The 26,098-nt window shown below is 43.8% G+C and carries 26 protein-coding genes, 1 tRNA gene, 1 riboswitch and 2 other annotated features; of the genes, 22 read left to right on the top strand and 5 right to left on the bottom strand.

The features are described from left to right. Positions 1-190: 190 nt before the first annotated feature. A riboswitch (purine riboswitch) is annotated at positions 191-286 on the bottom strand. A 131-nt stretch (positions 287-417) separates the two neighbouring features. Further along, positions 418-804: a bleomycin resistance protein gene (locus SORDD15_RS00220; RefSeq protein WP_000386233.1), complete on the bottom strand. Its 387-nt coding sequence runs from the start codon at positions 802-804 to the stop codon at positions 418-420. Between the two features lie 11 nt (positions 805-815). After that, positions 816-1,643 (bottom strand): exodeoxyribonuclease III, encoded by an 828-nt coding sequence (locus SORDD15_RS00225; protein ID WP_061413337.1) that lies wholly within the window; start codon positions 1,641-1,643, stop codon positions 816-818. 132 nt (positions 1,644-1,775) lie between these two features. Between SORDD15_RS00225 and SORDD15_RS00230 the strand changes: the two genes are divergently transcribed. The 13 genes from SORDD15_RS00230 (at position 1,776) to trpA (ending at position 15,656) form a co-directional block, all read left to right on the top strand. After that, positions 1,776-2,231 (top strand): DUF3290 family protein, encoded by a 456-nt coding sequence (locus SORDD15_RS00230; protein WP_061413339.1) that lies wholly within the window; start codon positions 1,776-1,778, stop codon positions 2,229-2,231. Beyond that, positions 2,228-2,863, top strand: coding sequence for a DUF421 domain-containing protein (locus tag SORDD15_RS00235; RefSeq protein ID WP_061413342.1), 636 nt, complete (start codon positions 2,228-2,230; stop codon positions 2,861-2,863). Before SORDD15_RS00230 ends, SORDD15_RS00235 begins: the two co-directional genes overlap by 4 nt. Positions 2,864-3,067: 204 nt before the next feature. Then, positions 3,068-4,813 carry an ABC transporter ATP-binding protein gene (locus SORDD15_RS00240; RefSeq protein ID WP_061413344.1) on the top strand — a complete coding sequence of 582 codons (1,746 nt, stop codon included), beginning with the start codon at positions 3,068-3,070 and terminating at the stop codon, positions 4,811-4,813. Continuing rightward, a complete protein-coding gene (locus SORDD15_RS00245) occupies positions 4,803-6,545 on the top strand; it encodes an ABC transporter ATP-binding protein (RefSeq protein ID WP_061413346.1) in 1,743 nt (580 codons plus the stop codon). The genes SORDD15_RS00240 and SORDD15_RS00245 overlap by 11 nt, the downstream gene beginning before the upstream one ends. A gap of 218 nt (positions 6,546-6,763) precedes the next feature. Then, positions 6,764-7,456: a sugar transferase gene (locus tag SORDD15_RS00250; protein ID WP_061413348.1), complete on the top strand. Its 693-nt coding sequence runs from the start codon at positions 6,764-6,766 to the stop codon at positions 7,454-7,456. A 42-nt stretch (positions 7,457-7,498) separates the two neighbouring features. Continuing rightward, on the top strand, positions 7,499-8,728 hold the full coding sequence (locus tag SORDD15_RS00255; RefSeq protein WP_061413349.1) for a DegT/DnrJ/EryC1/StrS family aminotransferase: 1,230 nt from the start codon (positions 7,499-7,501) through the stop codon (positions 8,726-8,728). Between the two features lie 34 nt (positions 8,729-8,762). Further along, positions 8,763-8,993, top strand: a binding site (T-box leader). Positions 8,994-9,092: 99 nt separating this feature from the next. Beyond that, positions 9,093-9,325, top strand: a binding site (T-box leader). 71 nt (positions 9,326-9,396) lie between these two features. After that, positions 9,397-10,758, top strand: a complete 1,362-nt coding sequence (gene trpE, locus SORDD15_RS00265; protein WP_061413351.1) for an anthranilate synthase component I — start codon at positions 9,397-9,399, stop codon at positions 10,756-10,758. Next, positions 10,755-11,321: an aminodeoxychorismate/anthranilate synthase component II gene (locus SORDD15_RS00270; protein WP_061413353.1), complete on the top strand. Its 567-nt coding sequence runs from the start codon at positions 10,755-10,757 to the stop codon at positions 11,319-11,321. Before trpE ends, SORDD15_RS00270 begins: the two co-directional genes overlap by 4 nt. Positions 11,322-11,331: 10 nt before the next feature. After that, positions 11,332-12,336 carry an anthranilate phosphoribosyltransferase gene (gene trpD / locus SORDD15_RS00275; RefSeq protein ID WP_061413355.1) on the top strand — a complete coding sequence of 335 codons (1,005 nt, stop codon included), beginning with the start codon at positions 11,332-11,334 and terminating at the stop codon, positions 12,334-12,336. After that, entirely contained in the window at positions 12,333-13,100 is a 768-nt protein-coding gene (trpC, locus tag SORDD15_RS00280) for an indole-3-glycerol phosphate synthase TrpC (protein ID WP_061413358.1), read from the top strand. The genes trpD and trpC overlap by 4 nt, the downstream gene beginning before the upstream one ends. Further along, a complete protein-coding gene (locus tag SORDD15_RS00285; RefSeq protein ID WP_061413360.1) occupies positions 13,087-13,686 on the top strand; it encodes a phosphoribosylanthranilate isomerase in 600 nt (199 codons plus the stop codon). The genes trpC and SORDD15_RS00285 overlap by 14 nt, the downstream gene beginning before the upstream one ends. Further along, positions 13,664-14,887 (top strand): tryptophan synthase subunit beta, encoded by a 1,224-nt coding sequence (gene trpB, locus SORDD15_RS00290; protein WP_061413362.1) that lies wholly within the window; start codon positions 13,664-13,666, stop codon positions 14,885-14,887. The genes SORDD15_RS00285 and trpB overlap by 23 nt, the downstream gene beginning before the upstream one ends. After that, positions 14,880-15,656 carry a tryptophan synthase subunit alpha gene (gene trpA, locus SORDD15_RS00295; RefSeq protein ID WP_061413364.1) on the top strand — a complete coding sequence of 259 codons (777 nt, stop codon included), beginning with the start codon at positions 14,880-14,882 and terminating at the stop codon, positions 15,654-15,656. Before trpB ends, trpA begins: the two co-directional genes overlap by 8 nt. Here the strand turns inward: trpA and SORDD15_RS00300 are convergent. Continuing rightward, on the bottom strand, positions 15,628-16,287 hold the full coding sequence (locus tag SORDD15_RS00300; RefSeq protein WP_061413366.1) for a prepilin peptidase: 660 nt from the start codon (positions 16,285-16,287) through the stop codon (positions 15,628-15,630). The two genes, trpA and SORDD15_RS00300, sit on opposite strands and share 29 nt — an antisense overlap. A 166-nt stretch (positions 16,288-16,453) precedes the next feature. Here SORDD15_RS00300 and SORDD15_RS00305 point away from each other — a divergent pair, with 166 nt between their 5' ends. Then, on the top strand, positions 16,454-17,713 hold the full coding sequence (locus tag SORDD15_RS00305) for a S41 family peptidase (protein ID WP_061413368.1): 1,260 nt from the start codon (positions 16,454-16,456) through the stop codon (positions 17,711-17,713). Between the two features lie 207 nt (positions 17,714-17,920). Here SORDD15_RS00305 and SORDD15_RS00310 read toward each other — a convergent pair. Both SORDD15_RS00310 and SORDD15_RS00315 read right to left on the bottom strand, forming a co-directional pair. Then, a tRNA-Lys gene (locus tag SORDD15_RS00310) sits at positions 17,921-17,993 on the bottom strand. A 263-nt stretch (positions 17,994-18,256) separates the two neighbouring features. Next, on the bottom strand, positions 18,257-19,528 hold the full coding sequence (locus SORDD15_RS00315; RefSeq protein WP_061413370.1) for a replication-associated recombination protein A: 1,272 nt from the start codon (positions 19,526-19,528) through the stop codon (positions 18,257-18,259). 115 nt (positions 19,529-19,643) lie between these two features. On the opposite strand from SORDD15_RS00315, the gene SORDD15_RS00320 reads away from it, so the two are divergent. The 8 genes from SORDD15_RS00320 to SORDD15_RS00355 all read left to right on the top strand — a co-directional run bounded on the left by SORDD15_RS00320 (position 19,644) and on the right by SORDD15_RS00355 (position 25,999). After that, the gene (locus tag SORDD15_RS00320) at positions 19,644-20,114 is read left to right on the top strand and encodes a DUF3013 family protein (protein ID WP_061413372.1); all 471 of its coding nucleotides are present in this window, start codon (positions 19,644-19,646) and stop codon (positions 20,112-20,114) included. A 9-nt stretch (positions 20,115-20,123) separates the two neighbouring features. Then, positions 20,124-20,552 (top strand): NUDIX hydrolase, encoded by a 429-nt coding sequence (locus SORDD15_RS00325; RefSeq protein ID WP_061413374.1) that lies wholly within the window; start codon positions 20,124-20,126, stop codon positions 20,550-20,552. Further along, positions 20,549-20,914 carry a hypothetical protein gene (locus tag SORDD15_RS00330; protein ID WP_061413376.1) on the top strand — a complete coding sequence of 122 codons (366 nt, stop codon included), beginning with the start codon at positions 20,549-20,551 and terminating at the stop codon, positions 20,912-20,914. The genes SORDD15_RS00325 and SORDD15_RS00330 overlap by 4 nt, the downstream gene beginning before the upstream one ends. 64 nt (positions 20,915-20,978) lie before the next feature. Beyond that, the gene (locus SORDD15_RS00335; protein WP_061413378.1) at positions 20,979-21,452 is read left to right on the top strand and encodes a GNAT family N-acetyltransferase; all 474 of its coding nucleotides are present in this window, start codon (positions 20,979-20,981) and stop codon (positions 21,450-21,452) included. 137 nt (positions 21,453-21,589) lie between these two features. Beyond that, entirely contained in the window at positions 21,590-22,540 is a 951-nt protein-coding gene (gene prmA / locus SORDD15_RS00340) for a 50S ribosomal protein L11 methyltransferase (RefSeq protein WP_061413380.1), read from the top strand. 1 nt (position 22,541) lies between these two features. Continuing rightward, complete coding sequence (locus SORDD15_RS00345; protein WP_061413382.1) at positions 22,542-23,285, top strand: 16S rRNA (uracil(1498)-N(3))-methyltransferase; 744 nt, start codon at positions 22,542-22,544, stop codon at positions 23,283-23,285. Positions 23,286-23,295: 10 nt separating this feature from the next. Further along, positions 23,296-25,092, top strand: coding sequence for an oligoendopeptidase F (gene pepF / locus SORDD15_RS00350; RefSeq protein WP_061413384.1), 1,797 nt, complete (start codon positions 23,296-23,298; stop codon positions 25,090-25,092). Positions 25,093-25,213: 121 nt separating this feature from the next. Beyond that, the gene (locus tag SORDD15_RS00355; protein WP_061413386.1) at positions 25,214-25,999 is read left to right on the top strand and encodes a DUF2785 domain-containing protein; all 786 of its coding nucleotides are present in this window, start codon (positions 25,214-25,216) and stop codon (positions 25,997-25,999) included. The last annotated feature ends 99 nt before the right edge of the window (positions 26,000-26,098 follow it).

Raw genomic sequence — 26,098 nt, forward strand, 5'->3', positions numbered from 1 at the left:
GGGATTTTTGAGACTTTTGGCTCAAAAATTAGGGATGAAATTCCGAAGGAAGTTGCTCCCGTCCGCACTAATTAAGGGAAATATTAAAAATATTTAGTTTACACTTAAAGGCGTGCTTTAACAAAAATATTCAAAAAGGACCTACTTAATCCCCTAAGTAAGTCCCCAAAATAGGCATGTCCAACACCATACCTTCAGCTGACATACTCATTGTTAGGTGTTCCGGCACCTTGTAGAAACGTCGTGCCAATTCACGACATAAACAAGTAAAATGATATTCAATTTTAAATAGGCTGACGCCAATGTTTTTATTTTACACTAATTAACTTTATAAATCAAATATTTTGTTAGGAAATAGATCGTAAAAACGAACGAAAAAGACTACAACGCTAGATAGTATTGTAGCCTTTTATTCTTCTATTCGCTAAATCTTAGAAAATAACCATCTGGATCCAAGACTGCAAATTCGTGAGGATAAATAAAGCTATCTCCCACTCGAAATTCTCTTTTGGTCAGCGGACGATGGATAGGATAGTCAGCTTCCAGCAGTTTTTGGTGGAGCTGAGGGACATCTTCAATGCCAAAGGAAATATTGACACCGCGCCCGAAAGGATAGGTTAGTTGGGCTAATTCTTCTGTGCTGCCTTCTTCTAGCATAAGTTGGCAGTCTTCAAGCGAGAGGAAGAGAAATTTCTCCTCTGGACGCTCGTATTCGACAGAAAATCCCAGCAAGTCGCAGTAGAAGTGGCGTGACTTTTCGAGGTCAGATACTACAAATTCAGGAATGACAGCTTGATAGTCCATTAGCTTTCTCCTTAGAGCTCAATCTCCATGACAATGGGCGTATGGTCTTGCCGTGCTCCCGAGTCAATCATGTCAGACTTGGTCACCTTGTCAGCCACGCGGTTGCTAGTTAGCCAGTAGTCGATTCTCCAGCCTGTATTGTTGATTTTAGAAGTCTTACTGCGTTGTGCCCACCAAGTATAACGCTCTGGGACATCGCCGTGAATATGGCGGAAGGTGTCAGTAAATCCAGTTGCCAAAAGGTTGGTAAATCCAGCACGTTCCTCGTCGGTAAATCCAGGTGAACGGCGGTTGCTGGCAGGATTTGCAAGGTCGATTTCATTGTGTGCCACATTGTAGTCACCAGTCGCAAGGACTGGTTTTTCTTTGTCTAGTTGAGCCAAATACTCAGCATATTTGACATCCCAGACTTGGCGTTCTTCCAAGCGTTTGAGACCGTCTCCAGCATTTGGAGTGTATACTTGGGTCACGAAAAATGTATCAAATTCTAAGGTGATGATACGGCCTTCTAAGTCCATGGTAGAAGGGGAACCGATTTCTGGGAAGCTGATCGTTGGTGTGAGTTCCTTCTTATAAAGAAACATGGTTCCAGCATAGCCTTTTCGGGCAGGCTCTTGGGAAGAGCGCCAAGTGTTTTCATAGTCTGGGAAGAGTTCAGCCAAAATTTCCAAGTGTTTCTTTGTAGGACCCTTGGCAGAAAGCTTGGTTTCCTGGATAGCGATAATATCAGCATTTTCGGCTACCAAGGTTTGTAGGACTTCTTGGGACAATTTTGCACGAGCTGAGTCACTCGTTAGGGCTGCATTGAGGGAATCAATATTCCATGAGATGAGTTTCATAAAGTTACCTTTTTCATTCAGATTACAGACTATATTATACCAAAAAAAGGCGCATTTCCCCAACGTATGGTTTGAAAAATCCCTCTCTTTTGTTTATAATAAAAAAGATTTTATGAAAAGGAGTGAAAATAGATGAAATTCTACTCTTATGACTATGTGCTCAGCCAAATCAATCAGCAAAATAATGTCATGATTGGGTTAGGGATTGTCTTGCTGGGAGTGACCGGTTTTTTTGCCTTCAAGGCTTATCGCGACAATCGAGGAACCAAGTTTCGGGAGCTGGTCATGATTTCTGTCTTGACCTTATTGACCTTACTACTGGTAAGTATCTCAAATTTTCAGTCCAATCAAGCCTCTAATAATCAGTTTCAAACATCCCTTCATTTTATCGAAGTGGTTTCTGGAGATTTGGGGGTAGACAAGTCCAAAGTTTATGTAAACACCTCGGCAGCAACGGATGGAGCCATTCTTAAGGTAGGAAATAGTTACTATCGAGCCATGAGTGGAAGTGAGCCAGACAAATACCTGTTAGAAAAAATGGAACTTTATAAGACAGATGACATCGAATTGGTGGAGGTGAAGAAATGACACTTAATTACCTTGAAATTTTAATCAAACTGGCCTTGGGTCTCTTTTCTCTGGTATTCGTCATCAATGTGACAGGTAAGGGAAATCTAGCGCCCAATTCAGCAACAGATCAAATTCAGAACTATGTTCTTGGGGGAATTATCGGTGGGGTGATTTACAATAGCTCTATCAGTATTCTTCAGTACGCAGTTATCCTGATTATGTGGACTATATTGGTCTTGACCCTCAAATGGCTTAACAATAACGTTCGTTTTGTCAAACACCTCATCGACGGTAAACCAACTCTCCTGATTAGAAATGGGAAAATCGACCCCGAAGCCTGTCGCTCGGTTGGTTTGTCCGCAGCAGACGTCGCCCTTAAACTGCGAGGGCAAGGAATTTTCCAGATGAAGCAAGTCAAACGAGCTGTGCAGGAGCAAAACGGTCAGCTCATCGTAGTGCAAATGGGCGATGAAAATCCCAAGTATCCTGTCGTGACAGATGGTGTCATTCAGCTAGATGTGCTAGAATCTATCGGTCGTACGGAGGAGTGGCTTCTTGACAACCTCAGCAAACAAGGGCATGACAATGTCGCTAATATCTTTATCGCTGAGTATGACAAGGGTGCTGTCACAGTCGTAACCTATGAATAAGAAAAACCTGGGGTCTTGTACTCTTCGAAAATCTCTTCAAACTGCGTCAACGTCGCCTTGCTGTATGTAGGTTACTGACTTCGTCAGTTCTATCTACAACCTCAAAGCAGTGCTTTGAGCAGCCTGCGGCTAGTTTCCTAGTTTGCTGATGATTTTCATTGAGTATTGGCCTCAGGTTTCCATTTGCAATCAGAAAGGGATTTTATGTCCATTATTCAAAAACTCTGGTGGTTTTTCAAGTTAGAAAAGCGCCGTTATTTAGTCGGGATTGTGGCCTTGGTCTTGGTTTCCGTCCTCAATCTCATTCCCCCCATGGTCATGGGACGGGTCATTGATGCCATTACATCGGGGCAATTAACCCAGCAGGAACTCCTTCTTAATCTATTTTATTTGCTACTTGCGGCCTTTGGGATGTACTATCTGCGCTATGTTTGGCGCATGTATATCCTAGGAACTTCCTATCGTCTGGGGCAGATTATGCGGTCTCGCTTGTTTGAGCATTTTACTAAGATGTCGCCAGCCTTTTATCAGACCTATCGGACGGGGGACTTGATGGCACACGCCACCAATGATATCAATGCTTTAACTCGATTAGCAGGGGGCGGTGTTATGTCTGCGGTGGATGCCTCTATCACGGCTCTGGTGACTTTGCTGACCATGCTCTTTAGTATTTCGTGGCAAATGACCTTGGTTGCCATTCTTCCCTTGCCTTTTATGGCCTATGCGACCAGTCGTCTAGGGAGAAAGACCCACAAGGCCTTTGGCGAGTCACAAGCTGCCTTTTCCGAACTCAATAACAAGGTGCAGGAGTCTGTATCAGGTATCAAGGTGACCAAGTCTTTCGGTTATCAGGCGGATGAGTTGAAGTCCTTTCAGGCAGTAAATGAATTGACCTTCCAAAAGAATCTGCAAACCATGAAATACGATAGTCTCTTTGACCCTATGGTTCTCTTGTTTGTTGGTTCATCCTATGTTTTAACCCTTTTGGTCGGTTCTTTGATGGTGCAGGAGGGACAGATTACAGTTGGGAATCTGATCACTTTTATCAGCTACTTGGATATGCTGGTTTGGCCACTTATGGCCATCGGCTTCCTCTTTAATATCACTCAGCGAGGGAAGGTTTCTTATCAACGAATTGAAAATCTTTTGTCTCAGGAATCACCTGTACAAGATCCTGAATTTCCTCTGGACGGTATTGAAAATGGACGTTTGGAGTATGCCATTGACAGCTTTGCCTTTGAAAATGAGGAAACACTGACGGATATTCACTTTAGTTTGGAAAAAGGGCAAACCCTGGGCTTGGTCGGACAGACAGGTTCTGGGAAAACATCCTTGATTAAGCTCCTCTTGCGTGAATACGATGTGGATAAGGGAGCTATTTACCTAAACGGTCATGATATTCGGGACTATCGTCTGACAGACCTTCGCAGCCTCATGGGCTATGTTCCTCAGGACCAGTTCCTCTTTGCGACTTCGATCTTAGACAATATCCGCTTTGGAAATCCTAATTTGCCCCTTTCAGCAGTTGAGGAAGCGACCAAGCTGGCTCAAGTTTACCAAGATATTGTGGACATGCCTCAGGGATTTGATACGTTGATCGGTGAAAAGGGAGTCAGTCTTTCAGGTGGGCAAAAGCAACGTCTGGCTATGAGTCGGGCTATGATTTTAGACCCTGATATTTTGATTCTAGATGATTCCTTGTCAGCAGTGGATGCCAAGACGGAGTATGCGATTATCGACAATCTCAAGGAAACTCGTAAGGATAAGACAACCATTATCACAGCCCATCGCCTCAGTGCAGTTGTCCATGCAGATATGATTTTGGTTCTGCAAAATGGCCAAATCATCGAACGGGGGACACACGAAGACCTGCTAGCCCTAGATGGCTGGTATGCCCAAACATACCAGTCTCAACAGTTGGAAATGAAAGGAGAAGAAGATGCAGAATAAGCAAGAACAATGGACTGTATTGAAGCGCTTGATGTCTTATCTCAAGCCCTATGGCCTCCTGACCTTTTTGGCACTCAGTTTTCTCCTTGCGACTACGGTCATTAAAAGTGTCATTCCCCTTGTGGCTTCCCACTTTATCGACCAGTACCTCAGCAACCTAAACCATCTTGCTATGACCGTTTTGCTTGCCTACTATGGCCTCTATATCCTGCAAACTCTAGTTCAGTATGTCGGAAATCTTCTCTTTGCGCGGGTGTCCTACAGTATTGTCAGAGATATTCGTCGGGATGCCTTTGCCAATATGGAGAAACTCGGCATGTCTTATTTTGACAAGACGCCAGCAGGTTCCATCGTCTCTCGTTTGACCAATGATACCGAGACCATCAGTGATATGTTTTCGGGGATTTTATCCAGCTTTATCTCAGCAGTTTTCATCTTTCTGACAACCCTGTATACCATGTTGGTTCTGGATTTTCGTTTGACAGCTTTAGTCTTGCTCTTTCTTCCCTTGATTTTCCTTTTGGTCAATCTCTATCGGAAAAAGTCAGTCAAGATTATCGAGAAAACCAGAAGTCTCTTGTCGGATATCAATAGTAAGCTGGCAGAAAATATCGAAGGAATCAGGATTATTCAGGCCTTTAATCAAGAGAAGCGCCTGCAGACAGAATTTGATGAAATCAACCAAGAACACTTGGTCTATGCCAACCGTTCTGTAGCCTTGGATGCCCTCTTTTTGAGACCTGCCATGAGTTTGCTGAAACTCCTAGGCTACGCAGTTTTGATGGCCTACTTTGGCTACCGTGGTCTTTCTATCGGGATAACAGCCGGAACCATGTATGCCTTTATCCAGTATATCAATCGTCTCTTTGATCCCTTGATTGAGGTAACGCAAAACTTTTCAACCCTTCAAACGTCCATGGTGTCTGCAGGTCGTGTCTTTGCCTTGATTGATGAGACAACCTATGAGCCTCTTCAAGAAGATGGGCAAGCCAAAGTTCAAGAAGGCAATATCCGTTTTGAACATGTCTGTTTCTCATATGACGGTAAACATCCGATACTGGATGACATTTCCTTTTCAGTTAAGAAGGGTGAAACCATTGCATTTGTAGGGCATACAGGTTCGGGGAAATCTTCCATTATCAATGTCCTCATGCGTTTTTATGAATTTCAGTCAGGCCGTATTCTCTTGGATGGTGTGGATATTAGAGACTACAGTCAGGAAGAGCTGAGAAAGAACATCGGTCTTGTCTTACAGGATCCCTTCCTCTATCATGGAACCATCAAGTCCAATATCGCCATGTACCAAGATCTTAGTGATGAAGAGGTTCAGGCTGCGGCTGCCTTTGTGGATGCGGATTCCTTTATTCAGGACCTTCCTCTGGGATATGATGCCCCTGTTTCCGAGCGTGGTTCGAGCTTTTCTACTGGCCAGCGCCAGCTTCTTGCCTTTGCTAGAACAGTCGCCAGTCAGCCTAAAATCCTGATTTTGGATGAAGCGACAGCCAATATTGACTCTGAAACAGAAAGTTTGGTTCAAGATTCCCTAGCCAAGATGAGACAGGGGAGGACGACCATTGCTATTGCTCATCGCCTTTCGACCATCCAGGACGCCAACTGCATTTATGTCTTGGACAAGGGGCGCATCATCGAGAGGGGAACCCATGAGGAACTCTTGGCCTTGGGAGGAACCTATCATAAGATGTATAGCTTGCAGGCAGGGGCTATGTCCTAATACTCTTTGGAAATCTCTTCAAACCATGTCGGATTTATCTGCAACCTCAAAGCAGTACTTTGAACAGCCTGCGACTAGTTTCCTAGCTTGCTCTTTGATTTTCATTGAGCACCAGAAGGAAATTCTTCAAATCACAGATTTCTTGCACCGCCTTTTCCATTTTGTGGTATAATGAAAAATGTTGACAAATAGTATAATAAAAACAAAGGAGAAACAGTATGCTGAAATGGGAAGACTTGCCCGTGGAAATGCGATCAAGCGAGGTTGAGTCTTACTACCAGCTTGTCTCTAAAAGGAAGGGGTCGCTGATTTTCAAGCGTTGTTTGGACTGGGTTCTGGCCTTGGTCTTGCTGATTTTGACTTCCCCAGTCTTTCTTATCTTGAGCATTTGGATCAAGTTGGATAGCAAGGGGCCTGTCATTTACAAGCAAGAGCGCGTGACCCAGTACAACCGTCCGTTCAAGATTTGGAAGTTCCGTACTATGGTAACGGATGCGGATAAAAAAGGTAGTCTGGTGACTTCTGCTAACGATAGCCGTATTACCAAAGTGGGAAATTTCATCCGCCGTGTGCGCTTGGACGAACTGCCTCAGCTGGTCAATGTCCTTAAAGGCGAGATGTCCTTTGTTGGGACACGACCTGAGGTGCCACGTTACACGGAGCAGTATAGCCCTGAAATGATGGCGACCTTGCTCTTGCCAGCAGGAATCACCTCTCCAGCTAGTATCAACTACAAGGATGAGGACACCATCATCAGTCAAATGACGGAGAAAGGTCTGTCGGTTGACCAGGCCTATATCGAACATGTCCTTCCTGAAAAGATGCGCTATAATCTCGCCTATCTCCGAGAATTTAGTTTCCTTGGAGACATCAAAATCATGTTTCAGACCGTGTTTGAAGTGCTAAAATAAAGCAGTCATGAGAAAATGAGTACAGATAAAAGGAGCAAATCAATGCCAAATTACAATATTCCATTTTCACCACCCGATATTACCGAAGCTGAAATTGCTGAAGTAGCGGATACCCTACGTTCTGGTTGGATCACAACAGGTCCTAAGACAAAAGAATTGGAGCGCCGCTTGTCCCAATACACACAGACACCTAAGACTGTCTGTCTCAACTCTGCAACAGCCGCTCTTGAGTTGATTTTGCGTGTTTTGGAAGTGGGACCAGGTGATGAAGTCATCGTTCCAGCTATGACCTATACAGCTTCATGTAGTGTTATCACACACGTAGGAGCAACACCAGTCATGGTGGATATCCAAGAAGATACTTTTGAGATGGACTATGACCTTCTTGAGCAAGCCATCACTGAAAAGACTAAGGTGATCATTCCAGTAGAGCTTGCAGGGATTGTTTGCGACTATGACCGTTTGTTCCAAGTCGTGGAGAAAAAACGTGACCTCTTTACTGCATCAAGCAAGTGGCAAAAGGCCTTTAACCGTATTGTGATTGTCTCTGATAGTGCCCATGCTTTGGGATCAACTTATAAAGGACACCCTGCTGGCTCTATCGCTGACTTTACTTCCTTCTCATTCCATGCCGTTAAAAACTTTACAACGGCTGAGGGAGGAAGTGCGACTTGGAAGGCCAATCCAGCGATTGATGACGAAGAGATGTACAAGGAATTCCAAATCCTTTCCCTTCATGGTCAAACTAAGGATGCTCTTGCTAAGATGCAATTGGGTTCATGGGAATACGATATCGTAACACCTGCCTACAAGTGCAACATGACGGATATCATGGCTTCGCTTGGTTTGGTACAATTAGACCGTTACCCTGATTTGCTACAACGTCGTAAGGACATTGTGGACCGCTATGATCGAGGTTTTGCAGGTTCTCGCATTCGTCCATTGGCACACAAGACCGATACTGTCGAATCTTCACGCCATCTTTACATCACCCATGTAGAAGGAGCAAGTCTAGAAGAACGCAACCTCATCATCCAAGAATTGGCTAAAGCAGGAATTGCAAGTAACGTCCACTACAAACCGCTTCCTCTCCTGACAGCTTATAAGAATCTTGGCTTTGATATGGCGAACTATCCTAAGGCCTATGCCTTCTTTGAAAATGAAATTACGCTCCCTCTTCACACTAAACTAAGCGATGAAGAAGTGGACTATATCATTGAGACTTTCAAAACAGTTTCTGAAAAAGTACTAACTTTATCAAAAAAATCGTAAAAAAGTCTTGACAAAGAAAAAACAAAGTATTAAAATAAGTTCAACAAATCAGAAAAGTAACTATGTTTGATCTTCAGGGAGCCTGTGGTGATTGTGAACAGGTGGTTGGAAGTAGTGAAATTGGGCTGATTTTAAAAATGAATTTGAAACAATGAAAATTCGGTGCGCACACCTTATAGTGCAACTTGTTGTTAGACAAGGTAGAGATGTAAAGGGGATAGTCCCTTTATAATTGAGGTGGCACCGCGTTACCAACGCCCTCACACAGAATCCAATCTGTGTGTGGGCTTTTTTATATTATCGCATCGGCTGTATGAAAAAATCATACACTGAAACAAAGGAAAGATGAGATTATCATCTAAGTTTTTAATTAAAAAGATGGAAAAATTACAGTCCTTTCTCTCACAGAGAGCTTGTGGTTGCTGGAAACAAGCAGAGAAAGTTGTAAGGTTGGGTCCATCTGAAACGAGAGAAGAAAACATAATTCTCAAGGGAGTGCCCTTTATCGCACAGCCTGTTACAGGAAGGTTCTGAGACAGGAATGAGAGATAGGAGAAATCCTATAATTGAGGTGGCACCGCGAATTTCGTCCTCACGCAAGTTATTTTGCGTGGGGATTTTTCATACAGTCGCCACGGACTAGAAGTAGAACTGAAAGGGAAATTACAATGGAACGAATCATTCATGGAGATGTCTTATCACCAATCTTGGCTTATATGCGCTTAAAAGGACAACACAAGGTTATCTTAGAAAGTATTCCGAGAGACAAGGAAACCGCTCGTTTTTCTATCCTAGCCTATAATCCAGTTTTTGAGATTAAGTTTGAAAATGGAGTCCTTTATCAAAATGGTAAAGTGATTGATCGGGATCCCTTGGATTTCCTTTATGAAGTGACTCATAAGAGCCAGCACCATTCAGACCTACCTTTTGGTGGGGGGGCCATTGGCTTTGTAGGTTACGATATGATTTCTCTTTATGAAGAGATCGGCCAAATCCCTGAAGATACCATTGGGACGCCAGACATGCATTTCTTTGTCTATGAGAGCTATATGGTCTTTGACCACAAGAAGGAAAAAATCCATGTTATCGAGGATGTCCTCTATAGTGATCGTAGCCAAGAAGCCTTGGAAGAAGCCTTGAACCAAGTGCTTGAGGAATTACGCATCCCTGCTCCAAATGAATTTGAAGACTTGGATTTATCTCCACTGGATTTCAAACCGCATATTGCTCCTCAGAAGTTTGAGCAAATGGTCGAAACCGCTCGTGATTTGATTCGTAATGGTGATATGTTCCAATGCGTGCTCAGTCAGCGCTTTTCAGCAGAAGTTACTGGAAATCCATTTGACTTTTACAGAAATCTTCGCGTGACCAATCCATCTAATTACCTCTATTTCTATGATTTTGGGGATTATCAAATCATCGGTGCCAGTCCTGAAAGTTTGGTTTCTGTCAAAAATGGCATCGTGACAACCAATCCGATTGCAGGTACGCGACCAAGAGGGGCTACGGATGAAGAGGACAAAGCCTTGGCGACTGACCTGCTTTCTGATGAGAAGGAAACAGCAGAACATCGGATGTTGGTAGACTTGGGGCGTAACGATATTGGTCGCATCTCTGAAACTGCTAGTGTTCAAGTCACCAAGTATATGGAAGTGGAGCTCTTCCGCTATGTCATGCATTTGACCAGCGTGGTCAAGGGACGTTTGCTTCCAGAATTAACTGCCATGGATGCTTTGAAATCTACACTTCCAGCTGGAACAGTTTCAGGAGCACCAAAGATTCGGGCCATGAGACGCATCTATGAACTGGAAACAGAAAAACGTGGCGTATACGCAGGAGCAATCGGCTACTTGTCTGCGACGGGTGATATGGATTTCGCCATTGCCATCCGAACTATGATTCTCAAAAATCAAAGAGCTTATGTGCAGGCTGGGGCAGGGATTGTCTACGACTCCATCGCCCAAAACGAATACCAAGAAACCATTAACAAGGCAAAATCTATGACTAGAATTGGAGAACTAAGACCATGATTTTATTGATTGACAACTATGATTCTTTTACCTATAACTTAGCGCAATACATTGGGAATTTTGCAGAAGTGCAGGTCTTGAGAAATGACGATCCCAAGCTGTATGAAGAAGCTGAAAAAGCAGATGGTCTGGTTTTTTCTCCCGGTCCTGGTTGGCCGGTTGATGCTGGAAAGATGGAAGACATGATTCGTGAATTTGCCGGCAAGAAGCCAATTCTAGGGATTTGTTTGGGCCACCAAGCCATTGCAGAAGTCTTTGGAGGTAAGCTAGGTTTGGCTCCAAAAGTCATGCATGGGAAACAGAGCAACATCAGCTTTGAAGCGCCATCTGTTTTGTATCAAGGTATTGAGGATGGTCGTCCAGTCATGCGTTACCACAGTATTTTGATTGAAGAAATGCCAGAAGACTTTGAAGTGACAGCTCGTTCGACTGACGATCAGGCTATCATGGGAATTCAACACAAAAATCTTCCAATTTATGGCTTCCAGTACCATCCAGAAAGTATCGGAACGCCAGATGGCTTGTCTTCTATTCGGAATTTTATCGAGAAGGTTGTAAAGTGAGGAAACTAGGATGAAAGAGATTATTGAAAAATTAGCAAAATTTGAAAATTTATCAAGTGTGGAAATGACAGACGTCATTGAGCGTATTGTAACTGGACGTGTAACCGAAGCGCAGATTGCTTCTCTCCTTTTGGCTCTTAAGATGAAGGGGGAAACACCTGAAGAGCGCACAGCCATTGCACAAGTCATGAGAGGACATGCCCAACACATTCCAACTGAAATTCATGATGCTATGGACAACTGTGGTACAGGTGGGGATAAGTCCTTCAGCTTTAACATCTCAACAACTGCAGCCTTTGTCTTGGCTGGTGGCGGTGTTCATATGGCCAAGCACGGTAACCGTTCGATTTCTTCTAAATCGGGTTCGGCAGACGTCCTTCAAGCATTGGGCATCAATCTTGACCTCAAACCAGCTGAACTAGGTAAGGTTTTCGATAAAACTGGCATCGTCTTTCTCTTTGCTAAAAATATGCATCCAGCCATGAAATATATCATGCCAGCTCGTTTGGAATTGGGTATTCCAACGATCATGAACTTGACTGGTCCACTGATTCACCCAATGGCCTTGGAAACACAGCTTCTTGGAATTAGTCGTCCAGAACTTCTAGAAAGCACAGCTCAAGTTTTGAAAAATATGGGTCGCAAACGTGCCATCGTAGTTGCTGGACCAGAAGGGCTAGATGAAGCTGGCTTGAACGGAACAACCAAGATTGCTCTTCTTGAAAATGGCGAAATCACCTTGTCAAGCTTCACTCCAGAGGATTTGGGGATGGAACGCTACGCTATCGAAGATATCCGTGGTGGCAATGCTCAGGAAAATGCAGAGATTTTGCTGAGCGTACTTGAAAATCAACCAAGTCCATTCTTGGAAACGACTGTTTTAAATGCTGGTCTTGGTTTCTATGCGAATGGTAAGGTGGCTAGTATCAAGGAAGGAGTGGCCTTGGCCCGTCAAGTGATTGCTAGTGGCAAGGCCCTTGAAAAACTCAGACTGTTACAGGAGTACCAAAAATGAATCAGGAATTTTTAGCACGAATTTTGGAGCAGAAGGCGCGTGAGGTAGAGCAAATGGAGCTGGAGGAGATTCAGCCCCTACGCCAGACCTATCGCTTGGCTGAATTTTTGAAGAATCACCAAGATCGTTTACAGGTAATCGCTGAGGTCAAGAAGGCTAGCCCTAGTCTGGGAGATATCAATCTAGATGTGGATATTGTGCAACAGGCCCAGACTTATGAAGCGAATGGCGCAGTGATGATTTCGGTTTTGACAGATGAGGTATTCTTTAAAGGGCATTTGGATTATCTACAAGAGATTTCCAGTCAGGTGCAGATTCCGACCCTTAACAAGGACTTTATTATCGATGAAAAGCAAATCATCCGTGCTCGAAATGCAGGTGCGACAGTTATCTTGCTCATCGTAGCGGCTTTATCAGAAGAACGCCTCAAGGAACTGTATGGCTACGCGACAGAGCTAGGTCTAGAAGTTTTGGTGGAAACTCATAATCTAGCAGAACTAGAAGTAGCCCACCGCCTTGGAGCTCAAATTATCGGTGTGAATAATCGTAATTTGACTACCTTTGAAGTTGACTTGCAGACTAGTGTAGACTTGGCCAAACACTTCAAGGACGATTGCTTGTACATTTCTGAATCTGCTATTTTCACAGGGCAGGATGCAAAACGTGTTGCACCATCCTTTAATGGAATTTTGGTGGGAACAGCTCTCATGCAGGCAGAAGATGTGGCTCAGAGAATCAAGGAGTTGCAGATTGACAAAGGTTAAGATTTGTGGACTATCGACCAAAGAAGCGGTAGAGACAGCTGTATCAGCAGGGGCAGACTACATCGGTTTTGTCTTTGCACCTAGTAAAAGACAGGTGACCTTGGATCAGGCTGCTGAGCTGGCAAAGCTCATTCCTGTTAATGTTAAAAAGGTTGGCGTATTTGTTTCACCAAGTCGGGTAGAATTGCTAGAAGCGATTGAAAAAGTTGGTTTGGACTTGGTTCAAGTTCATGGTCAGGTAGCAGATGAGTTGTTTGAGGATTTACCTTGTGCCAGTATTCAGGCCGTGCAGGTGGATGGAAATGGTCATGTGCCTCATTCTCGGGCAGACTATCTACTCTTTGATGCCCCTGTGGCTGGGAGTGGTCAGACCTTTGACTGGGGTCAACTAGATACGGCAAGACTTGCTCAGCCCTTCTTTATCGCAGGTGGGCTTAAGGAAGACAATGTAGCAAAAGCAATTCAACACTTTACTCCCTTTGCAGTAGATGTATCAAGTGGAGTGGAGACAGATGGACAGAAAGATCATGAAAAGATTAGAAGATTTATAGAGAGGGCAAAGAATGGCATATCAAGAACCAAATAAAGATGGATTTTACGGAAAATTTGGCGGACGTTTCGTCCCAGAAACATTGATGACAGCAGTTTTGGAGTTGGAAAAGGCTTATCGTGAAAGTCAAGCAGACCCAAGCTTTCAAGAGGAGTTAAACCAACTCTTACGTCAGTATGTGGGACGTGAAACGCCTCTCTACTATGCAAAAAACTTGACCCAGCATATCGGCGGAGCCAAGATTTACCTCAAACGGGAAGACCTCAACCATACAGGTGCCCACAAGATTAACAATGCCTTGGGACAAGTTCTTCTGGCTAAACGTATGGGCAAAAAGAAAATTATCGCTGAAACGGGTGCTGGTCAGCACGGTGTGGCAACTGCAACAGCTGCGGCCCTCTTTAAGATGGAATGTACCATCTACATGGGTGAGGAAGATGTCAAACGCCAAGCCCTTAACGTCTTCCGTATGGAGCTTTTGGGAGCTAAGGTTGAGGCTGTGACAGATGGTTCGCGTGTACTCAAGGACGCGGTCAATGCAGCCCTTCGTTCATGGGTAGCTAATATCGACGATACCCACTATATCCTTGGTTCTGCCTTAGGACCTCATCCTTTCCCAGAAATCGTTCGTGACTTCCAAAGTGTCATTGGTCGAGAGGCTAAACAACAGTACCGTGACTTGACAGGCCAAGATTTACCAGATGCCCTCGTTGCCTGTGTTGGAGGTGGTTCGAATGCTATCGGACTCTTCCATCCATTCGTGGAAGATGAATCTGTAGATATGTATGGGGCTGAAGCAGCTGGACTTGGTGTGGATACAGAGCATCACGCAGCGACTTTGACCAAGGGTCGTCCGGGTGTCCTTCACGGTTCCCTCATGGATGTGCTCCAAGATGCCCATGGTCAAATTCTTGAAGCCTTCTCTATATCAGCAGGTTTGGACTACCCTGGTATCGGTCCGGAACATTCTCACTACCACGATATCAAACGTGCCAGCTATGTTCCTGTGACCGATGAGGAAGCCTTGGAAGGATTCCAACTCTTGTCTCGTGTGGAAGGGATTATCCCAGCCTTAGAATCAAGCCACGCTATCGCCTTTGCGGTGAAATTAGCTAAAGAACTTGGGCCAGACAAGTCTATGATTGTCTGCCTATCCGGTCGTGGAGACAAGGATGTGGTTCAAGTCAAAGACCGCTTGGAAGCAGATGCAGCAAAGAAGGGAGAAGCTCATGCCTAAGACACTAACAGAAAAATTGAATGCTATCAAAGCAGCTGGAAAAGGAATTTTCGTTCCCTATATCATGGCTGGAGACCATGAAACAGGTTTGGATGGTCTCGCTGAAACAATCCACTTTTTAGAAGATTTGGGTGTTTCAGCTATTGAGGTGGGGATTCCCTTTTCAGACCCTGTTGCAGATGGTCCTGTGATTGAAGAAGCAGGCTTACGCAGTCTAGCTCACGGAACCTCTACCCAGGCCTTGGTTGAAACTTTGAAAACCATTCAAACAGAAGTTCCGCTTGTTATCATGACCTACTTTAACCCCCTCTTTCAGTACGGTGTGGAGAAATTTGTCAAAGATTTGGCAGATACAGCGGTTAAAGGATTGATTATCCCAGACCTGCCTCATGAGCATGCCAACTTTGTAGAGCCCTTTTTGGCAGACACAGACATTGCCTTGATTCCCCTAGTTAGCTTGACGACAGGACTTGAGCGTCAAAAAGAGTTGATCAAGGGAGCTGAAGGATTTGTCTATGCCGTTGCCATCAATGGGGTAACAGGGAAATCAGGCAATTACCGTGCAGACTTGGACAAGCACTTGGCGCAATTGCATCGAGTAGCTGACATCCCAGTCTTGACAGGTTTTGGCGTATCTAGTCAAGCCGATGTAGAACGTTTCAATGCGGTGTCAGATGGCGTTATCGTCGGTTCGAAAATTGTAAAAGCCCTCCACCAAGGAGAGCCGATTGAGGACTTTATCAAACAAGCAGTAGCTTACCAAAAATAATCAAACAAGCAGCAAGTAAGAGGAAAGGCACAAAAGGAAGTCTTTCCTCTTTCTTTTGCAGGAGAAAGGCTAAAATCCCTGCCGCAGAAGCGAACTGAATCAAAATCAGTAATTCGGTCACACTAAAGACGAGGGCACAAGAAGCCAGAAAGAGAAAATCCCCTGCGCCCATGCGAATATCGATAAAATGCGCCAAAATTCCAAGGGCAAGGAAGAAGACCATGACCAGATTCCAACCACAGAAAGCCATGAGGATTAGGTGGAAAGTTAGCCAGACTAGTAAGGGATATTCCTGATGGCGAAAGTCGTAGATGCCCAAGGTCAAGCCAGCAGTGATTAAGATTACTTGACCAAAGGCAATCCACCCCCAAGACCAAGTCAGAAAGAGGAGTCCTAAGCCCAATTCAAAGAGGGCATACCAAATAGTATAGCGAGCCTTGCAGTAGCGGCAGCGAAAGCGATTGAAGACCTGCGAAAGGATAGGAATCAAATCTAGCGGTCGCAAGCGAGTCTGACAGGAATTGCAGTGGCTAGCTGGTCGGATAATGGATTGCTCAGGAAAACGGTCAATGACCAAACCGAGAAAGGAAGCGAGAATGCTCCCGACAAGAAAAAAATAAAAATCAATCATACTTATCTATTCGTAAAAAATAGGAGAAGTAGTATAATAAAGAAACATTGATAAGATGGTGATGAAATAGATGACAAGGGGAGATAGCAGATTAACTTTGTAGTAAAAACTCCTTTTTCGCTGTGAAGAAGGTTATACTATTTTAAAGGTAGAAGGAATGACTCGTATGAAAAAAACAGATATTTTTAAAGACATTATTTGGATTATGACACATGATTCATCTACAGTAAAAGATCGTAAAGGGTGCAACCCTCAGCCCTTTCTAAAAAAGATTACAGATGATATGACTGAGCAAGAATTTCTCTATCAAGTCAGGACTTATCTTGCTAGTTTTGGGATTATTGGGCATGTTTCTTTTCATGATAAAAAATCAGGTCCGAAAGGTTTTCTTTTGAGGATAAGTGAGCAGGGAATATTTGTCGAGGAAGCAAACCAAGATACAGGCCTCCAAGTGGGGGATCGAATCCTCGGTCTGGACGGAATGAGTTTGGAGCAAGTAGCTTTGCAACACCAAAATTACTTTATTAGTCTGACTCCAGAAAGACGATCCCGAGAATGGGCAGATTTGCTACTGATGGCAGAGCAAGTGATGGTCTTTCGAGATGGGCAGGAGATGTCTATTACGGTTCGTGCTAGCCAGCAAGCTCAAAAAGCTCGGATCTTTTGGAAAGAGTTGGAGTCAGATATCCTCTATCTACGCTTAGATAATTTTATGGATGAAGAAGCGATTAGCCGTTTATACCAAGAGTGCTTGCAGAAGATTGCTGAGACAGAAACTCTTATTATAGATGTCCGTTACAACAATGGGGGCACGGATTCTTTGTATTTTCCACTTTTACATCTTGGATTGGAGGAAGGGAAAGGCTATGACACTCTTGATTTACAGGATGATGGAATGGAAATTCTCTATACAGAAGGAAATGTCGATCGACGCTTAAAAGACTTTGAAACATGGCTTCAACAAGAAAATATCAGTCCTGATACAGTGAAACTGCTTGAAGATTTTCGTAATAATTTACTCCAAAATCGAGGGAAAGGCTATGTTCGGTATCAGGATGATCAGGACGAGCTTTTTCCAGGTGTTAAGGGCAGTCACTATCCAGAGCAGATTTTTGTTTTGTCGGATATTTATTGTGCATCATCAGGAGATAATTTTGTCAAGATGATGAAGAATTTTAAGAAAGTAACAGTTATCGGCCGTCCAACGCTTGGTATTTTAGACTACTCAAATTGTTGCAAGGTAGATTATGATGATTACTTTTTGATGTTCCCAACTTCTCGCTGGTTGGCTATAGATAAAGGCAAAGGGATGACGGACAAAGGTGTTCTTCCTGATATAGAAGTTCCTTGGACTCCTGCACATTTTGAACGAGATGTAGATCTAGATAAATGTCTGGAGTTGATTGAGATGAAGAGGAAACATTAGATTGTTTAAATAAAAGACTTAGTTCTGTATGAAATAGAGCTAAGTCTTTTACTTTTGATCTGTTTGTAATTGAGTAAAGTGATTGTATCACTGAGGGGCAAAAGAATTTTTTACACACCAAATATATCTTGAGTATCCGTTGGTAGAACAAAAGTAGAACAGATATGAAAAAAAGCCTTTAGAATAAGGCTTTTAGGCACTAAATTATGCCCCCTGCAGGGCTCGAACCTGCGACCCATAGATTAAGAGTCTACTGCTCTACCAACTGAGCTAAGGAGGCAAAGAAAAAGCTGTATTGGTGCCGAAACTTCACGGTTTGTATTGAACCCGCGCAATTAAGCAGGTGGGCAACTCGCTCTAACTGAAGCTGTTTCCGTGTGAGACGGCCTACATGCTGTTAGAAGACTTTTGTTTCCCTAATAATACAAAAAATAGTCGGTCAACACTTAAGTGTGAAGTCGTACACCACAGCGTTTCTATGTTTATATGATACCACTTTTTCAAAAAAAATCAAGAGGAAAATGCAATTTTTTGAAAAGGATTTCACAAGTTTCGTAATTTATCAATGGTTTCCTTGCGTTGCGCCAAGGCTCGTTCGTATTTGCCAGTATCTTCTGGAGTAAAATAGTGGTGATTTTGGATTTTTTCAGGGAGATAGTCTTGCTTGACCCAATTTCCAGGATAGTTGTGTGGATAGAGATAATCTTGGGCGTTGCCCAGTTCCTTGCTTCCACTGTAGTGACCATCACGCAGATGGCGAGGGATAGGCAAATGCCCTGATGTTTTGAGGTCAGCAAGGGCCTTGTCCATCGCCACATAGGCTGAGTTGGATTTTGGAGAGAGGGCCAAATCAATCACGACATTGGAAATGAGGATGCGAGCTTCTGGGAACCCAATCTTTTGAGCAGCATCTAGAGCAGTTACAGTATGGATTTGAGCTTCAGGATTGGCCAAGCCGATATCTTCATAGGCGATAACAGTCAAGCGACGAGCGAGACTAGGCAAATCCCCAGCTTCAATCAAGCGGGCAGCGTAGTGGAGACTGGCATCCACATCCGAACCACGGATGGACTTTTGCAGGGCTGAGAGGACATCGTAGTGACCGTCCCCATCTTTATCCATGGTAATGTAACTCCGCTGCAGGCTATTTTCCATGATGTCAAGCGTGATATGGCGGATGCCCTTGTCATTTTCGGGAGTAGAGAGAACAGCCAGATCCAGTGAATTAAAGGCAGAACGCAGGTCTCCATTTGTAGAGGTCGCGATGAAATCCAGTGCATTCTCATCTAGCTCAACTGGGAAATCAAAGCCACGTTCAGGGTCAGTTAGAGCGATTTGAATCGCCTCTTTGACGTCTTGATTGGACAAGGGTTCTAACTCAAAAATCTGGACGCGACTGCGAATGGCTGGAGTGACAGAAAAGAAAGGATTTTCAGTCGTCGCCCCAATCATGATGACCAGACCACTTTCCAAGAGTGGCAGAAGAAAGTCTTGCTTGGTCTTATCTAGTCGGTGAATCTCGTCTAGAAGGAGAACCAGTCCACCTGAAAATTTAGCTTCTTCAGCGATTTCTTGCAGTCGTTTTTTACTATCAACTGTCGCATTAAAGGTCCGAAAGGCATACTTGGTCGTTCCAGCGATGGCTGAGGCTATACTGGTCTTGCCAATACCTGGAGGTCCGTAGAGAATCATGGAGGACAGACGATTGGCTTCCATCATGCGACGAATAATTTTTCCAGGTCCGACCAGATGCTCCTGACCGATGACTTGGTCGATGGTTTTTGGGCGCATGCGAAGCGCGAGATTGTCTGGCATAGCAGTCCTTTCTAACATGGATTTTCTGATGTATATGTGGTAAGATGGTAGTATCTATTTTAGCATATTTCCGAGCAATCGGGGCGATTAAAGAGTCGCATAGAAAGAGGACAAAATGGCAACATACGGATTTTTAGATGTTTTAGAGGAAGAGTTGGACAAGAACTTTCCCTTTGACTATGAGATTAGCTGGGACAAGCGTAACCATGCGGTTGAAGTGAGTTTTTTACTAGAAGCGAAAAATGCTGCAGGTGTGGAGATGGTGGATGAAGACGGAGAGGTGTCATCAGACGATATCCTCTTTGAGGAAGCGGTCCTTTTTTACAATCCTGCCAAGTCAACCGTCAATGCAGAAGACTATCTGACTGTCATCCCTTATCTTCCTAAAAAAGGATTTTCTCGCGAGTTTTTAGCTTATTTTGCGCTATTTCTCAAAGATACTGCCGAGGTTGGGCTGGATGCCCTCATGGACTTTTTGGAAGACCCAGAAGCAGAAGAATTCGTCATGGAATGGAACCAAGAAGTCTTTGAAGAAGGAAAAGCAGGCTTGGAAGAGGGAGAATTTTATCCTTATCCGAGATATTAGGAGTCTAATATGGAAATAGAAATTTCTGATTTCACAGGTTGCAAAATTGCCCTCTTTTGTGGTGATAAGCTCTTAACTATCTTACGCGATAACAAATCAAACATTCCATACCCTAATACCTGGGAATTGCCAGGTGGTGGCCGTGAAGGGGATGAAAGTCCTTTTGAGTGCGCGGCGCGCGAAGTTTACGAAGAACTGGGAATTCATCTGACTGAAGATTGTCTGCTTTGGAGAAAGGTTTATCCCAGTATGCTTTTTGAGGGAAAGGAATCCGTCTTTCTAGTTGGAAAGTTGGCTCAGGAACAATTTGACAAGATTGTCTTTGGTGACGAAGGGCAGGGCTACAAACTGATGGGCGTTGAGGAGTTTCTTGGCTCAGATAAGGTTGTGCCCCAGTTGCAGGATAGAGTGAGGGATTATTTGGAGGAAATAAAATGATTTTTGCAATTGCAACAACGACGTTAAATAAGGAAGTTAAACGCAAACTAACAACTGGACAATATTCTAGGGAAGAAGCTACATTCATCTATATGGAATATTTAAAGTTAAAGAAGCAGAGAGAAAGTGGTACGAAAGTAGCTGGGCTTTCTACGGCTGTTATTTGGGTATTAATGCTTGTTATACCCTTACTGAGTGATGGAGGTCTCGTACTGCCTCTTTCAGTATACTTTTTACTTTTGATACTGTTAGCAGGAATTGTTCTATTTGTTTATTATCTTATGTTTGGTATTTTTAAACAGCAGATTCACAGCGCAATGAAAGAACACTACACAGATGTAATTGAGGAATTTGAGGGTTAGTAAAACAGCGTGTGGAAGAGCATAGAAGTGCTAGTTGAGAGAATGTGTATTTGGAGGTATTAGTATGATTCAGATTGTCCGAGCTGGAGCAGATGATTTAGAAACCGTAATTGCAATTCAAAGGGCTAGCTTTAAGGCTGTCTATGAAAAATATCAGGATGAATATGATCCTTATTTGGAAGACCGTGAACGAATCAAGTGGAAACTGGTAGAACGTCCTAATAGCTATTATTACTTTGTGAAAGAAGATGAAGAAAAGATTGGTTTTTTACGAATTCAGACCAATGAAGAGTTGACGGAGGCTTGGTTGGGAACGGCAGCGATTTTGCCCCAGTATCAAGGAAAAGGTTATGGTTCTGAAGGATTGGAATTGCTGGAAAAGGAATTTCCAGCGATTAAACAGTGGGATTTGTGTACGGTATTACAGGATGCGGGGATGGTTGCCTTTTATGAGAAAAACGGCTACCGTCAAACTCATATCGAGCCTGAAAAAGAAGGTATGGATATGGTTTACATGAAAAAATTGATTGACAAATAGAAAGGATGGTTCAGTTACATTTCTAAACTGAACCCGCCCTAAACACTGCGCCAAAAAGATAAACATCTCTTAGACACAAGCGTCTTCAGAGAGTTTCCTATTTTGGCTTTGTGTTTTACGGGCTTGGTATCTTAATTATGGAAACATGGCAAGAGTTAAAAGTAACGGTTAAGCGTGAGGGAGAGGAGCTGGTCTCCAACCTCTTGATTGAGTTAGGTGCCCAAGGTGTTGCGATTGAAGACAGCATGGACTATGTGGGGAATGTCGACCGTTTTGGTGAGATTTTCCCAGAGGTCGAGCAACAAGAAGAAATCATAGTGACAGCCTACTATCCAGATACGGTTGATGTGGCTGTGGTTGAGGAGGACTTAAAGGCTCGCTTAGCAGAATTGACAGACTTTATGGATTTGGGTGAGGTCAAGATGGGTACGACTGCTCTTTCTGAGGAAGACTGGGCAGACAATTGGAAGAAATACTATGAGCCAGCTCGTGTCACTCATGACTTGACCATCGTGCCGTCTTGGACAGACTATGAGGCGACTGCTGGAGAAAAGATCATCAAGCTGGATCCTGGTATGGCCTTTGGGACTGGGACGCATCCAACGACGAAGATGAGCCTTTTTGCCTTGGAGCAGGTTCTTCGTGGCGGCGAAACGGTGCTGGATGTAGGGACTGGTTCAGGGGTTCTCTCCATTGCCAGCTCGCTTCTTGGTGCCAAGGAAATCTTCGCCTATGACCTGGATGATGTGGCGGTTCGTGTGGCTCAGGAAAATATTGAGCTCAACCCTGGCATGGAAAATATCCACGTTGCTGCTGGAGATTTGCTTAAGGGTGTGGAGATTGAGGCAGATGTCATCGTGGCTAATATCTTGGCGGATATTCTCATTCATCTGACGGACGATGCTTATCGCTTGGTCAAGGATGAAGGCTACCTGATCATGAGTGGCATTATCAAGGACAAGTGGGACATGGTGCGCGAGTCGGCTGAGTCAGCTGGATTTTTCCTTGAAACCCACATGATTCAAGGGGAATGGAATGCCTGTGTCTTTAAGAAAACCAAGGATCTTTCCGGTGTGATTGGAGGCTAGCATGCAACAGTATTTTGTAAAAGGCAGTGCAATCTCTCCTGTGACCATTGAGGATAAGGAAACCAGCAAGCATATGTTTCAGGTTATGCGCCTGAAAGAAGATGATGAGGTGACCTTGGTCTTTGATGATGGCATCAAGCGTTTGGCGCGCGTGCTGGATGTCGAAAATCGTCAGTTTGAATTGGTCCAAGAGTTAGCTGACAATGTGGAATTGCCAATCCAAGTGACTATCGCATCAGGATTTCCTAAGGGGGACAAGCTGGAGTTTATCACTCAAAAAGTAACGGAACTGGGCGCCAGCCAGATCTGGGCCTTTCCTGCCGACTGGTCGGTTTCCAAGTGGGATTGCAAGAAATTGGGCAAAAAAGTTGAAAAACTGGAAAAAATCGCCCTTGGAGCAGCCGAGCAAAGCAAACGTAATATCGTTCCAAGTATCAAACTTTTTGAGAAGAAAGCTGACTTTCTAGCTCAGCTGGACCAGTTTGACTCTATCGTAGTGGCCTATGAAGAATCAGCAAAAGAAGGAGAAGCCGCTGCGCTCCTGCAAGTAGTTTCTGGTCTTGAAAAAGGAGCCAAGCTGCTTTTTATCTTTGGCCCAGAAGGCGGTCTCTCACCTGCAGAAATTGAAAGTTTTGAAGCGAAAGGAGCAGTCTTGGCAGGACTTGGTCCTCGCATCTTGCGAGCGGAAACGGCACCACTTTACGCCTTATCAGCCCTTAGTGTTTTAGTAGAATTAGAAAAATAAGAGGAAGAAAATGGAACAAAAACACCGTTCAGAATTTCCAGAGAAGGAACTTTGGGACCTAACAGCCCTATACCAAGACCGTGAGGATTTCTTGCGTGCAATCGAGAAAGCTCGCGAAGATATTAATCAATTTAGCCGTGATTACAAGGGCAATCTTCATACTTTTGAGGATTTTGAGAAGGCCTTTGCGGAATTGGAGCAAATTTACATCCAGATGAGCCATATTGGAAATTACGCCTTTATGCCTCAGACGACAGATTATAGCAATGACGAATTTGCCAATATTGCCCAAGCTGGGATGGAATTTGAAACAGACGCCAGCGTAGCCTTGACCTTCTTTGACGATGCCTTGGTGGCTGCAGATGAGGAAGTCTTGGACCGTTTGGGAGAATTGCGACATTTGACGGCAGCCATTCGTCAGGCCAAAATCAAAAAAGCCCACTACCTAGGGGCAGATGTGGAGAAGGCTTTGACAAATCTGGGTGAAGTTTTCTACAGTCCACAGGACATTTACACCAAGATGCGAGCTGGGGATTTTGAGATGGCTGACTTTGAAGCCCATGGTAAGACCTACAAAAACAGCTTTGTGACCTATGAGAATTTCTACCAAAACCACGAGGATGCTGAGGTTCGTGAGAAATCTTTCCGTTCCTTCTCAGAAGGCCTTCGTAAGCACCAAAATACAGCTGCGGCAGCTTATTTAGCCCAAGTCAAGTCTGAAAAACTATTGGCAGATATGAAGGGCTACGACTCAGTTTTTGACTATCTTCTGGCTGAGCAAGAAGTGGACCGTACCATGTTTGACCGTCAGATTGACCTCATCATGAAGGATTTTGCGCCGGTTGCTCAGAGATACCTCAAGCATGTTGCCGAGGTGAATGGTCTTGAAAAGATGACCTTTGCAGACTGGAAATTGGACTTGGACAGCGCCCTGAATCCTGAAGTGACCATTGACGATGCCTATGATTTGGTCATGAAGTCAGTAGAACCTTTGGGGCAAGAATATTGTCAGGAAGTTGCTCGCTATCAAGAAGAACGCTGGGTGGACTTCGCCGCCAATAGTGGCAAAGATTCTGGCGGTTATGCGGCGGATCCCTATCGCGTGCACCCTTATGTCCTCATGAGCTGGACTGGTCGTTTGAGCGATGTCTATACCTTGATTCATGAAATCGGACATTCTGGTCAATTTATCTTTTCAGATAATCATCAAAGTTACTTCAACGCCCACATGTCTACCTACTACGTTGAAGCGCCGTCAACCTTCAATGAATTGCTTCTCAGTGACTACTTGGAGCACCAGTCTGACGATCCGCGTCAAAAACGCTTCGCTCTTGCCCACCGCTTGACAGACACCTACTTCCATAATTTCATCACTCACCTCTTGGAAGCTGCCTTCCAGCGGAAGGTTTATACATTGATTGAAGAGGGAGAAACATTTGGAGCAAGCAAACTAAACAGCATTATGAAGGAAGTCTTGATAGACTTCTGGGGAGATGCCATTGAAATTGATGACGATGCGGCACTGACTTGGATGCGCCAAGCTCACTACTACATGGGCTTGTATAGCTACACTTACTCAGCTGGTCTTGTCATCTCGACTGCAGGTTATCTTCATCTAAAACATTCAGAAACTGGAGCTGAAGACTGGCTCAATCTCCTCAAATCAGGTGGTAGCAAGACACCACTTGAGTCAGCTATAATCATCGGAGCGGATATTTCAACAGACAAACCACTTCGGGACACGATTCAGTTCTTGTCAGATACAGTTGACCAGATTATCGCCTACAGTGCTGAGTTGGGGGAGTAAAGAAACAGGATGTCAGAATTAAACCTACTATAGAGTATGTGCTGAATTCGAAGTTTAAAGAATAGAAAGTCATCTGCGGATGGCTTTTTGATAAGTTACTAGAAATGTAGAGGTGCTTGAGATGCGTAAAAAATTACAAAGAAAAGTGACAGAAGAAAAACCAAGCTATAGTCGAGAAGAAATTCAGTGGTTGCTTGAGCATTTAGGAGATCCCTCTCCAGAAATTCGAGACGAACTTGTTTTTACGAGTTTGGCTAGAGGGATTCAAGAAGAGTTGTTTTCCCTTGAACAGTTTCAGTTTATCTCAGAAGAGGTCTCCTCTGGTGAAGGTCTATACAAAGAGATTGATAGTAGAGGAGTTTCGGCTCTTAAACGTTCTTTTAGGGCGCTTATTTATGCCAATCTACTGTCCTGCGATGGTAACGAGCACTCTCTTTTCTATAAAGGATTAAAAGCTGATATAAGAAATGCTATGCTATCTCAAGGTTTGTATTATCTTAAAAAAGAAAAGGATACGACAGGTTTTTCAAGTCAGTATGGTTGGGTTCACGCTTTTGCGCATGGAGCGGATCTCTTGACGGAAGTAGTATGTCATCCAGACTTTCCTAAAAATAGAGATCATGAAGTATTTGATGTACTGGGTCAATTATTTAAAAGAATTACCATTCGTTTTACAAATGATGAGGACTGGCGCTTAGCGAGAGTACTTTACGAACCCATTTTGCAAGGAAAATTAGAGCAAGAACAAGTAGTTTCTTGGATAAAAATGGTTGACTTTCCGATAGAAGAGAGGGAAGATTTTTATAAATTTTCCAACTTCAGATCCTGTCTATTGGAAGTCTATATCCAACTTGACCAGAAAAATAGTTTACAAGATGCCTTGAAAGAAGCCATTCAATCTTTTTAATACTAGAGATTAGCTAGTCATTTTATGATTTTCAAAGAACTTTCCAGTCAATTTTCTTGAACCCCTTTCCTTCTTTTGATAGACTAATACATAGTTTGA

Source organism: Streptococcus oralis (assembly GCF_001578935.1).
Taxonomy (GTDB): domain Bacteria; phylum Bacillota; class Bacilli; order Lactobacillales; family Streptococcaceae; genus Streptococcus; species Streptococcus oralis_R.